The organism is Virgisporangium aurantiacum (assembly GCF_016863635.1).
GTDB lineage: Bacteria > Actinomycetota > Actinomycetes > Mycobacteriales > Micromonosporaceae > Virgisporangium > Virgisporangium aurantiacum.
On sequence record NZ_BOPG01000023.1, the window covers coordinates 119,291 to 130,916 of the forward strand.

The window sequence follows — 11,626 nt, forward strand, 5'->3', positions numbered from 1 at the left end:
ACTCCTTGTCAGGGAAACGGGTGTGGGGCCGGGTTCACCGCGCCGGCCGCGACCGCGCGCAGGCGCGGCATGGTCAGCACGCGCTGCCGCCGCCAGCCGAAGTCGATCGGCACCAGCCCGGGCACGAGCACGCTCACCGTGTGCAGCCCCATTTCCCGCTGCTCGGGGGAGGTCTGGTCGACCACGATCACGTCGAACCCCTCGCCCGCCAGGGCGGTGACGCACCGGCGCACGTCCTCGGCGAGGTCCGCGCCCGGCGCGATCCGCGGTCGCACGGCGGCCACCGGCACGAGCCGGCTCCGCCGGTGGAGCAGGAACTCGGCGTGCCGGCGCATCTCCGGTACGCCGTAGAGCATCGGGTGGTCGTGCAGCGCCCGCACGAGGTCGAAGTCCGCCGCCAACTCGCGCAGCCGCGGCAGGTCCCGTTCGGTGCGGCCGCGCAGGAGCAGCGAGTCGGTGGCGATCTCGTCGAGGGCGCTCGCGAGCGCGTCCTCCGGATCCAGGCCGGCACCCGCGCCGAAGCAGAGCGCGCCGATCCCCCGGTCGACCCGTTCCGCCACCCCCACCACCACCGGCATCGGTGTCGTCGCGGTGCGGGCGTCGAAGAACCGGGGCCGGTAGCCGTACATCCGGAGCCGGTCGACCATCATCCGCGTCTCGGCCCGGGTGCTCGTCGCCGGATCGATCTCCGGCAGCGCGATCCGGCCGTACCAGCTCAGCAGGAACGCGTCCCGTTCGACCACTTCGGACAGTCCACAGTAGACGGCCTCGACCAGCGACGACCCCGAGGCGCACCCGTTGGAGCACTCCTGCACGAACCGCTCGGACTTCGGCGCGTGGTGGTAGTACGTGAGCACGAGCGGCACCAGGATCGGCTTCTCGTCGCGCAGCGACCAGCCCCACACCCAGTCGATCGGCCGGTCCGGGGTGAACCGGCGCACCAGCGGCTCCGCGGCGTAGAACGCGTCGGAGTACACGCCGCAGTCGCGCGGGTCGAGCGCCCGCGCGCCCAGCTCGTCCAGGCTCGCCCGCACCGGCGCCCGCAACCCGCGCGGGTGGACGCCGGCGTGGCGCTCCAGCCCTTCCAGGACGCCCACCAGGCGACTCGCCGCGTAGCTGTTCGTGTGGCCGCCCCAGTGCACCTCGTAGAGGTTCGCGGCGCCGGAGCGCAGGGCGAAGCGGCCGTTGACCGACGCCGTGGTCGGCAACGCGAGGAGCGGGAGCGCGCCGTCACCCACCAGCCCGCACACCGGGTTGGCCAGCGCGTCCACCGGAAGGTTCAGCTCCGCCAGGGTGCGCTGCCGGAACCCGCCACCGGGCGACCTCGGCGACGGAACGAGGTCGACGGCCGCCGCCTCGGCGGTGTCGGCGCGCGGAGCACCGCAGGCCGGGCAGTCCGGGTCCGGAACGAGCCGGGTCCGGCTCATCGCGCCGGACGCGAGATCCACCGCGAACACGAACGGGTACGCGCCGTCGGGGTCCCCCGCGAGGGCGGACGCGATGAGCGCGGCCAGCCTCGTGACCGTGAACGCGGTCAGCAAGGGCGGCTGTCCCGCCGCCGCGATGGCGGGCCCGCCGCACTCCAGCGCGTCGCGGAGGAACTCGGGACGCAGCAGTTGCCAGCGCCGGGCGAGGCACCGCTGGCACCCCGCGCGTCCCTTCGACGGGAACGGCCCGACGACCGCGTTCCGTCCGGTCAGCAGCACCGGCACCGCCGGCGTGCCGAAGCCGTCCGGCGGCCGGGTCACCGCGAGTTCGTCGCGCACGCCCAGCGGGGTGACCACCACGGGAACGTCGGTGGGCAGCTCCCGTTCGATCGCCCGGGCCAGTGCCGCACAGGCGTCGACCCAGGGAAGTTGGTCGCTGTGCATGCTCAGGCGCCGTCCGCCAGCAGGACCCGGACCGTGTGGATCCCCGCCGCCCGCAGGTCCGCGGGTGTCGTCGACACGGCGAACGCGTCGCGGTCGGCGACCCGGAGCCGGCCCAGCACCCCCGACCACGACCCGACCGGGTCGATCGCGACCTCGTCGGTGACGCCGCCGGCCCGCAGCGTGTACGGGTCGAACGCGCGCAGGAACCCGTCCCCGGTGCTGATCCGCTCCTCCGGGAACTCGGTCGCGACCTGCACGACGCCGACGAGATCGCGCAGCGCGCGCACCACCGCCCGCCGGCGGTCGAGGTCCGCCCCGATCGTCCACAGTGGAGCCTCGTCGCCCACCCGGGCCCGGGCGAGCATCGTGTGCATGCCGGACACCCGGTCCCCGCCGAGGTCGAGCACCTCGAACTCCAGGCCGAGGTTCGCCGCCGACCGGTTCAGGAAGTCCAGTTCCGGATCGGCGGCGAACGCCGACCGGTCCAGCGCGACGACCGCGTTGCCGCGGACGGCCCGGTCGAGCGCGTGGAACGCGAGCGCCGACGCCAGACCGGCACCGAGGGCCTCGGCCACCGTCGAGCCGGCGCCCGCTCCGGCCGAGGTCGCGACGCAGAGCCCGGCCCGGTTGTACGCGCCGAGCGGGCGGACCGCCGCCGCCGGTACGACGACCTCCGCGCCGGACAGCAGCGACGTCGCCGGCACCCAGTGCGCCACCCCGTGCGCCGTCCCGTGCGCCGTTCCTTGCGCCACGCGGCCGGCGGCGGCCCGCGTACCGCGCCCGATGTCCAGCCTGTCGGGCCCGACCGCCGGGCGACCGCCGGTCCCGCGGACGACGCCGGGCAGCGGCGCCACCTCGTCGACGTACGCCCCCGCCGCGGCGAGCAGCGCCGACGACCGCGCGCCGACGAGGTGGTGGACGTCGAACGTCGTCACCTCCCGGTGCGCGCGGTGACCGGTCGAGAAGCGCAGGCGGGCCACCTTGAGCGGGATCTGGGTGAACCGCTCGTCGTCGAACTCGGCGAACACGCCGAGGTTCGGCTGCACGAGCCGGCTCGTGAGCTCGTGCAGCAGGAGCTGCGCGTCGTCGGTGTCCTCCGCGTCGCGGGCCGCGGTCATGGCCGGCGAGGCCGGCGACGGGTCCGTGAGCGGGTCGCCGGGCGTGTCACCGCAGTGCGGGCACGCCGGGTGCGGCAGCAGCCGTTCGGCCACCGCGTCGAGCGAGTCCAGCCGCTGGACGATCACGGCGTCGCGGGCCTCGTCCGGCATCGTGCCGGTGAGCACCCGGAAGACCTCGTACGCGAGCAGGTTCCCGATCATCGCCGCGTGCGGGGCGCTGAGCGTCGACGCGGATTCGACCGCGGGGACGACCGCCCGGGTCCACACACCTGCCGTGGCACCGGATTCGTCGTTGGCGCCGAACCGCAGCGTCGCGCAGACCCAGCACCCGGCCCGGTCGGCCGTCATGACCGGGCCGACCAGAACCCTGTCGCCGACGGTCGTCGCGGAGAGCAGCACCACGCCGTCGGGGATGCCGTCCGCGAGCAGGCCGGTGATGAGACCCGGCGCGGCGCCCGCGTCGGTCACCAGCACGGCGTCGTACCCGTCGAGGCCGACCCAATCCGGCGACGCCAGGTGGGTCACCTCGACGTCGCAGCCGTTCCGGACGAGCCCGGCGACCTCCTCGACGACGTCGGCGAACCCGGTGTCGGGCCGGTCCAGCGACGCCTCGACGCCGACGTGCGCCGCGCCGTTGCGCACCAGACCGGCCACACACCAGCGCGCGACCAGGTCGTCGCCGAGCACCGCGATCCGCGCCGCGCGCAGCGTCGCGAACCGGCGCTCGGGGCTGTCGGTGAAGTGGTCGATGTAGTTCAGCTGGGCCGCGAACCGCGCGGACACCTCCGGCGCCAGCGGGGTCTCCGGTGGTGTGTCGCCGCTCGCGTCGCGGGCGAATCCCCGTTCGAGCATCTTCGAGACGATGTCGCCGACCATGCCGCGCTGGCCGTCGTTGAGCCCCGTGCACAGTTGGGCGACCGTGTGCCGCCCGTTGAGGTACGGCGCGAGAAGGCACGTCAACCGGTACGCCGACTTCGACTTGAGATGGAAGCCGGTGTCGGCGTTCCGGATCAGGACACCGTCGGGTGTCTGGGAGTAGAGCACGTCCTGCCGGATCCGGGGCCGGCTCTCCACCACTGCCTGATAGCTGCCGCTCATCTGTTGTCTCCTAAAGAGCTTGAGGAACCGACCTTCTCGCCGCGCAGGATCGCGAGTTCCAGCCGTTGCAGTCCGCTGCCCGGGTCGATTCCGAGCTCGTCGCGCAGGTGCCGCTTGACGTTGCCGTACTCGGCCAACGCGTCGGCCTGCCGGCCGAACCGGTACAGCGACTCGATGAGCTGCTCCCAGAACCGCTCGTACCCGGGGTGTTGCCGAACCGCCGACCGGAGTTCGGCGATCACCTCGCGGTGCGGCCCGACGTCGAGCTCCAGATCGAACCGGCGTTCCGCCGCCCGCAACCACTCCTCGGTCAGGCCGGGGAGGTCGTCCCGCTGCAACAGGCCGGACCGGATGTTCGCCAGCGGCGTGCCCTGCCACAGCGCGAGGGCGCGGCGCAGCAGGTCGAGTTCGGCCCACGGGTCACCGCTCAGCGACGCCCGGGAGACCAGCTCCCGGAACTCGACGAGGTCGAGCGTGGCCGCGGTGGCCGGAAGCCGGTAACCGCCGGGCACCGTTTCAATGACGTTGTCCGCGAATCCGAAATTGCGGAAAAGCCGGCGCAGGCGGAGCACATAGGTCTGCAACGTCGCTTTGGCGGTCGAGGGCGGCGAACCCTCCCACACCACGTTCTGCAGATATTCCGCCCGCACGGTCTGGTTGGGCCGCAACAGCAGCGCCGCGAGCAACGACGTCGGTTTCGACGACGGCAGAATCACCGTCTCCGTACCGTCGCTGAGGCTCACGAGGCCAAGCACCGAGAACCGCATCCACACCCCTCCCTGTCGCTCACACGAATGGAGGTGTTCCATCCGGTGACACGTCGGGACACGGTGCGTGCCAAGGCTTGCGCGGTGCGGCTAGCCTGCGATTCGGTGCAATGTCGGGCGAGGTCGGGAGAATCGGCGGCCGTGCTGGTCCCCGGCCCGGCGTCGCACGTGGCGGTTCACCCGTGGGTGTCGGGCTTCCGGCGCTGGCGCTGTCGATTTGCCGACCGGTGATCAGGGTCGGTACGAGCAGTGGGTTCCGGTTCGCACCGTCGCGGTCAGGTGCCGGCCGAGCTCCGCGTCGACGCGGGCGATGGAGGCGATGGCGCGCCGGATCGCTTTGCTGACAGCGTGCCGCACCCGCTCCCGCGCGCCGGGTTCGAGGCCGTCCCGGTCGGCGGTGCGCAGGGCGTCCACGCCGGCCGCCAGGTCGGCGGCGGCGATGTCGCGGGCGGGATCGGCCAGCAGCACGGCCAGGTGCGGCATGCCGGCACTCGACGGGACGCGCACGTCGCGCCCACCGAACCGGAACAGCCACCGCTGGCCCTCGCGGCGGCACGTGACCGGAAACCCGTCGCCCGCCGGTATCTCGGCGCGGAGATCGAGCGGCAGGGCCAGCACCGCGGCCTCCTCGCGCGCGGCGAGCAACTGCCGCTGCGCGAGGGCATCGTCGTCCGGATGGCACCGGCGGGCCAACGCCTGCGCATACCGCGTGCGCGAACGGATCAGGGCGGGCCAGTGCCGCAGCGCGAGGTTGTCCTGAACGGCGAGGCGCAGGTGGGTCGCGGCACCGTCCACGTCTCCCGAACCCAGCGCGGCGAGACCCGACGCGTGCCGCGTCGAACCGAAACACACCACGGCCGGCCCGGCCAGGGCGGGCTGATCCGCGTACGGCGCAAGGATTTCGTGGACGCGTGCGCACGTCTCCGCGTCCCCCAACCGGAACGCGGCCTCGGCGACGACGAACATCGACGCGAGCCACCAGCCCGATCGCGGTGTGTCCCGGCTCGTCAGTGACGCGAGCGCGCTCTCCGCGGCGAGCCGGTCGCCGGCGGCGGCCGCGGCCAGCGCGAGCATCGCGTACGGGCCGATGCCGGCCGTCGTCAGGCTCGGGTCGTGCACGCTCCCGGCGAGCGGCGGCAGCAGTTCCGCGACGCGGCCCTGGTACCAGCGGACGGCGGCGACCTGCGCCCAGTAGACCGACGCGGCGTCGTCGTGTCCGAGGGCGGTCGCCCGCGCGTACCGGTCCCCGGCGTCGGCCTCGGCCCGGTCGAGCCGTCCGGCCCGGATCGACAGCATGACCTCGATCGCCCGCACCGCGCCGGAGATCTCCGGGTCCGGCCGCCGGTCGAGAACGGTCCGGAGTTCGGCGAGACCGCGCTCGGCCCGGTGGTCACCGTCGACGAACAGGTCGACGGCCTGGCACAGCAGTCCCCGCAACAGGTCCGTGTCCCGGCCGGTCCGGGCGCTCTCGGCGACCAGTTCCGTCGACAGTCCTCGGCGCAGTTGGGCCCGGCGCGGACAGCCGGGACCCAGCAGGTGGTGGTGTGCGAGCCGGAGCGCCGCGGCCCGGGTCCCGGAATCGCCGGCGGCCGTCGCCTCCCGCACCACCGCGAGGATCGCCGCGTGGTCGCCCTGTTCGCTCGCCAGCCGGGCCCGGACCCGACGGCCGAGCGATGATCGGGAATCGATCGACGCCGCCAGCCGTCGCAGCCGGGCCAGGAGCAGTTCGCGGTCGGCGATCATCCGCTCGGCCACGTGTGCGCCGCGGTCGGGGCGGCGGCCCGGATCGTGGCCTCGATCCGGGGCCACGGAAGGCCGGGCGGCAGACCGACCATGGTGACGTCGGCGACCTTGTCCCACCGTTCGAGCCGGTCCCGCACCGTCGCGGCGGTGCCGTAGGCGGTGAACTCGTCGAGCAGGATCTGCGCGTCGTCGGGGATGGTCTTCGCGGACCGGACCAGCTCGACCTCGGCCGCCAGCCCCTGACCGGCCACCACGCGGGGATAGATGTCGCCCATCGCCCCCAGGTACGCCGCCGTGCAGGCCGCCGCGGCATCCCGCGCCGCCACCACGTCGTCGTCGACGACCGTGAACGGACCGGCCGCGACCGTGACCCGCCCGGGCATGCCGGCGCGGAGCTCGACGAGCCGGTCGCGACGCAGATACAACGGATACCAGCCGTCGGCCAGCTCCGCGGTGACCCGGATCGTGCGCTCGCCCGACGCGGCGAGCCAGATCGGCAGCTCCGGCACGGGCGGCTGGCCCAGCCGCAGCGCCCGCGCCCCCGGCACCGCCGACAGCGCCGCCCGCTCGCCGTTGAGCAGCGCGCGGACCTCCGTGGTGACGGCGCGCAGGCGGGCCGCCGGCCGGTCGTACCCGAGGTCGTGCCAGCCCTCCACGAGCTGGCGGGTGCTCGCACCGAGCCCGAGGATGAACCGGCCGCCCGAGATCCGGTGCAGGGTCGCGGCGGTCATCGCGATGGTCGCCGCCGTGCGTCCCCAGATCGACAGCACCCCGGCGGCGAGCACGATGCGCCGCGTCGCGCCGGCGAGCTCGGCCAGCAGCGCGGACGAGTCCAGGCCCCACCCTTCGGCGACCGAGAAGACCTCGTACCCGAGGGCGTCGGCGAGCCTGGCCGCCCGCAGGATGACGTCGCGGCGAACCTCCATCGGCGTGACCGCGATCCCACGCCTCATTTCCCGTTCTGGCACACCAGAACGCTAGCGACGCGGGGCCACCGGCCGAATCCGTTGAAATACCGAGAGGCTGTCGGCTTCCCGCCGTATCCGCCGGGGAAACTACCGAGTCGGGGTCAGCCGGGCCCACACCGCGATCTGCGCCCGGGCCCGGACGCCGAGCTTGGTGCGCAGGTGTTCGACGTGCGAGTCGACGGTGCGGACCGATACGCCGAGCGCCTCGGCGATGCTCGCGTTGGTGAGCCCGTCGGCGATCAGGTCGGCGACCTGAAGCTCCCGCGCGGTCAGCGATCCCTTCGCGCCGTTGCCGTTCCCGCCCCGCAGGAACGACAGCACCGTCGCGGCCGCGACCTCGCCGCCCTCGGCGTAGATCGGTTGCATCCGGCCGTCGAGCGTGGCGAGTTGCGCGCCGGGGATCAGCGCGGCCAGCTCCCGGCCCAGCTCGAACCCGACCGCGCGGCTCCCCCGCCGGTGCGCCACGAGCGTGGGGACCCGCACCGCCGGCAGCAGCTCGGCGACGTCGAACCGGTAGAACATCTCCAGCAGCGCGGCGGCCGTGTCGGCGCTGGCCGACGCCCGTTGCACCCGGGCGAACGTCGCGGTCAGCCCGGCCGGGGCGTCGGGGAACCAGATGTCGCTGAGCACCCGCGAACCCAGTCCCCAGTGCGACCGCACGAGCGCCAGCACCGAGCGCCGGACGTCGTCGGGCGCGAGGTCGGTACCACGGGCGCAGGTTCCGTACAGGATCAGCGACGAGAGGACGCCGGGATGCGCGTGCGCGTACGCCGCCGCGATCTGGCCGCCGTCGCACGAGCCGAGCAGTGCGAACCGCGTGAGACCCAGGTGCTCGACCAGCGCCCGCAGCACGGCGAGCTCGGCGGCCATCGTGAAGTCGACCCGGTCCCGATCGGACAGCCCGCAGCCGACCTTGTCGTACCGGATGACGGTGTGCTCCCGCGACAGCGCCTCGACGAACCGCCGGTACTCCGGGTTCTCCCACAGCTGACCGAGATGCGACACCCAGCCGAGCGAGCACACCAGCGGCGGCCCGGTGCCCGTCACCGAAAATGCCACCCGCCCGACCGGCGTGGCGGCGAACCGAACCACCTGCCCCACCGGCCAAGCATGCCACGTCGGCAGACCTTACTGCTCCGGTGGCCGCCCCGGTTGTCCCTCCACAATGGACCTCCGGACCACCGGCAGCACGGCCGAGGCCACCGCGAACCCGGCCACCGTCCGCCAACACCCACCGGCCCGAACCGCCGCCCCCTGGGACGAAGCGGCATTGAATCGCGCGACGAACTGCTCCCGCCTCTGGTCACCCATTTTTCCGGTCAAGCTTCCGGAAGGCGCTGAACAGGAACCACGCCGTGGTTGCCGTGAGGGCCATGCGGAAGACGTTCAGCACGTTCCACTGCCACGCCGCGGCGTTCAGGCCCACAGCACCCAGACCAGAACGGTGGCGAGCTGGGTGAGCGGGACGAAGTACAGGGTCGGCCCGGTGTTGCCGAAGAACCCGTGAAGCCTGGCCCGGTGCCGATGCGCCTGCCATGTCGATGACCATAACGCCACGCTACGAATGCCGATCCGGGCGCATACCTTGGTCGGTTCCGCGCGGGCCACCGGGTTTCTAACCTTTGGGTGTGGACGATCAACAGCCGGGGCGTGGCACGGTGATCGCGATGGTGACGGGGGTCGCCGTGCTGACCGCCGCCACCGTTGTGGGTGGGATGGGTGACCGGAATCTGCCGCTCGACCTTGCCGTCGGGGTGGCGGCGGTCGCCCTCATCCCGGTGGTGGCACGGTGGCCGGTGCACGGCACGCTGGCGTTGAGCGTGCTCGTGGTGCTGTCACCGGCCGCGACCCCGGCCGCCACGGCCAGTGCGCTGGTGGTGGCGCAGCGGCGGCGGTTGCCGGTCGCGGTCGGTGTGGGTGTGGTCGGGCTGGTGGCGCATCTCGCCCAGGGGCTTGTGCGGCCGGCCGGTGGGCTGTCGTTCGGGTGGTGGGCGGTGCTCGCCGCCTGCGCCTACACCGCCCTGGTGGCCTGGGGCGCGCTCAACCAGGCCCGGTGGGCGTTGCTCGGCTCGCTGCGCGACCGGGCCCGCCGGGCCGAGGAGGAGCGCGACCGGCGGGTCGCCGAGGCGCGGGCGGCCGAGCGGACCCGCATCGCCCACGAGATGCACGACGTGCTGGCGCACCGGCTGACCCTGGTGGCCACCTACGCCGGCGCGCTGGAGTACCGGCCCGACGCGCCGGCCGACCAGGTGGCCAAGGCCGCCGGCGTGGTGCGGGCCGGGGTGCACCAGGCGCTGGAGGAACTGCGCGACGTGATCGGGGTGCTGCGCACCGGCGCCGACGAGCCGCGTCCGACACCGGTGTTCGCCGACGTGCCGCGGCTGGTCGAGGAGGCGCGCGAGGTGGGGCAGCAGGTCGCCGTCACCGACACGATCGAGGGAACCCCGCCCGACGCGGTCGGGCGCACCGTGTACCGGCTGGTGCAGGAGGGCCTGTCGAACGCCCGTCGGCATGCCGCGGGGAAGCCGGTCACCGTCCGGCTCAGCGGTCGATCGGGCGCTGAGGTGTGCGTCCACATTGACAATGAAGTGGCCGAAACCGACGCGACCAGGCCGCCCGGCGCGGGTTTGATCGGCCTCTCGGAGCGGGTCGGCCTGGCCGGTGGCCGGTTCGAGCACGAGACGACCGGGGGAACGTTCCACCTGCGGGCGCGGCTACCGTGGCCGGAGTGATACGGCTGCTGATCGTCGACGACGATGAGCTGGTGCGGGCCGGGCTGTCGATGATGCTCGACGGCGCGGCCGGGATCGTCGTGGTCGGCGAGGCCGCCGACGGCGACCAGGTGCCCGACGCGATCGCGGCGCACGCGCCCGACGTGGTCCTGTTGGACCTGCGGATGCCGCGCGTCGACGGGCTCACCGCGCTGTCGCGGCTGCGCGGCCGGCCGCGGCCGCCGGAGGTGATCGTGCTGACCACGTTCGACTCCGACGAGAACGTGCTGCGCGCCCTGCGGCTCGGCGCGAGCGGGTTCCTGCTCAAGGACAGCCCGCCGGCGTCGATCGTCGAGGCGGTGCAGCGGGTCGCCGGCGGTGACCCGATGCTGTCGCCGGGCATCACCCGCCGCCTGATCGACCGGGTCAGCGCGGGCGCCGGCGCGCGGGAGAAGGCCCGGGCGGCGCTCGACACGCTGACCGAGCGGGAGCGCGACGTGGCGCTGGCCGTCGCGCGCGGGCAGACCAACGCCGAGATCGCGGCCGAGCTGTTCATGGGCGTGCCGACGGTGAAGGGCCACGTGACGCAGGTGATGCTGAAGCTCGGCGTGACGAACCGGACGCAGGTGGCGCTGCTCGTCAACGAGGCCGGTTAGCTTTTCGTTTGGTGACGTAGCGCTGGATCTTGGCGTGGGTGCCGCAGTCCTCCATCGAGCACCAGCGGCGGCTGCCGTTCCGCGACCGGTCGAGGAACACCCACGGGCAGCCGGCGCACCGCTTGAGCCGGCCGAGCACGGGGGCCGTGAGCAGGTCGGCGGCGGCGCGGGCCACCGGCCACAGGACGGCGTCGGGCCGGTCGTCGGGCCAGGTCATCACGTAGTTGTTCTTCTGGGCGACCAGGTCGGCGTGGCGGTAGGAGTCGGTGACGAACGGCCGCAGCCCGGCCCAGTGCTCGTCGGCCTGCGGCTGGCCGGCCGCGATGCCGCCGAACGTCTCCGTCAATACGTGACGCAGTGCGTGCGCCGCCCGCAGCGACGGCGGACCGGTCTCGTACAGGTCCTGCGCCCGTGCCGTGGGCAGGATGTCGACCCGCACGGCCCAGTGCAGCAGCCCCGCGTAGCTGCCGATGTGGTCGTAGCGGTTGGGGCCGTCGGGATCGTCGACGGTGTTGGCGAAGTCGAGCGCGAGATGCCCCGTGACGATGGGCAGCTCCCGGATGTGGGCCGGCCGTTCCGCGGCGACGACCTTCTCGAATGTTTCCACCGTAGGTCACTTTACCGGTTGCGGCGCGTTTGGGAAGATGGTGTTGTTACCAGCATGAGCCGTTTCACTGGAAACACCTCACTTTTT

The 11,626-nt window shown here is 73.4% G+C and carries 10 protein-coding genes; 2 read left to right on the plus strand and 8 right to left on the minus strand.

Annotated features, from left to right (window positions below):
• Window positions 1–8: 8 nt before the first annotated feature.
• The 7 genes from Vau01_RS17775 to Vau01_RS17805 all read right to left on the minus strand — a co-directional run bounded on the left by Vau01_RS17775 (window position 9) and on the right by Vau01_RS17805 (window position 9,122).
• Window positions 9–1,871: a TOMM precursor leader peptide-binding protein gene (locus Vau01_RS17775; protein WP_203993735.1), complete on the minus strand. Its 1,863-nt coding sequence runs from the start codon at window positions 1,869–1,871 to the stop codon at window positions 9–11.
• A gap of 2 nt (window positions 1,872–1,873) precedes the next feature.
• The gene (locus Vau01_RS17780) at window positions 1,874–4,087 is read right to left on the minus strand and encodes a TOMM precursor leader peptide-binding protein (RefSeq protein WP_203993737.1); all 2,214 of its coding nucleotides are present in this window, start codon (window positions 4,085–4,087) and stop codon (window positions 1,874–1,876) included.
• A complete protein-coding gene (locus tag Vau01_RS17785) occupies window positions 4,084–4,854 on the minus strand; it encodes an AfsR/SARP family transcriptional regulator (protein ID WP_203993739.1) in 771 nt (256 codons plus the stop codon). Before Vau01_RS17785 ends, Vau01_RS17780 begins: the two co-directional genes overlap by 4 nt.
• A 231-nt stretch (window positions 4,855–5,085) precedes the next feature.
• Window positions 5,086–6,609: a hypothetical protein gene (locus Vau01_RS17790; RefSeq protein WP_203993740.1), complete on the minus strand. Its 1,524-nt coding sequence runs from the start codon at window positions 6,607–6,609 to the stop codon at window positions 5,086–5,088.
• Complete coding sequence (locus Vau01_RS17795; protein ID WP_239151671.1) at window positions 6,594–7,550, minus strand: LLM class flavin-dependent oxidoreductase; 957 nt, start codon at window positions 7,548–7,550, stop codon at window positions 6,594–6,596. Before Vau01_RS17795 ends, Vau01_RS17790 begins: the two co-directional genes overlap by 16 nt.
• 102 nt (window positions 7,551–7,652) lie before the next feature.
• Window positions 7,653–8,666 (minus strand): alpha/beta fold hydrolase, encoded by a 1,014-nt coding sequence (locus Vau01_RS17800; RefSeq protein ID WP_203993743.1) that lies wholly within the window; start codon window positions 8,664–8,666, stop codon window positions 7,653–7,655.
• A gap of 315 nt (window positions 8,667–8,981) precedes the next feature.
• A complete protein-coding gene (locus Vau01_RS17805) occupies window positions 8,982–9,122 on the minus strand; it encodes a hypothetical protein (RefSeq protein WP_203993745.1) in 141 nt (46 codons plus the stop codon).
• 71 nt (window positions 9,123–9,193) lie between these two features.
• Here Vau01_RS17805 and Vau01_RS17810 point away from each other — a divergent pair, with 71 nt between their 5' ends.
• Complete coding sequence (locus Vau01_RS17810; RefSeq protein ID WP_239151672.1) at window positions 9,194–10,297, plus strand: sensor histidine kinase; 1,104 nt, start codon at window positions 9,194–9,196, stop codon at window positions 10,295–10,297.
• On the plus strand, window positions 10,285–10,932 hold the full coding sequence (locus Vau01_RS17815) for a response regulator transcription factor (RefSeq protein ID WP_203993748.1): 648 nt from the start codon (window positions 10,285–10,287) through the stop codon (window positions 10,930–10,932). The genes Vau01_RS17810 and Vau01_RS17815 overlap by 13 nt, the downstream gene beginning before the upstream one ends.
• Here the strand turns inward: Vau01_RS17815 and Vau01_RS17820 are convergent.
• Window positions 10,916–11,539 carry a CGNR zinc finger domain-containing protein gene (locus tag Vau01_RS17820; protein ID WP_203993752.1) on the minus strand — a complete coding sequence of 208 codons (624 nt, stop codon included), beginning with the start codon at window positions 11,537–11,539 and terminating at the stop codon, window positions 10,916–10,918. The genes Vau01_RS17815 and Vau01_RS17820 overlap by 17 nt on opposite strands.
• Window positions 11,540–11,626 lie beyond the last annotated feature (87 nt).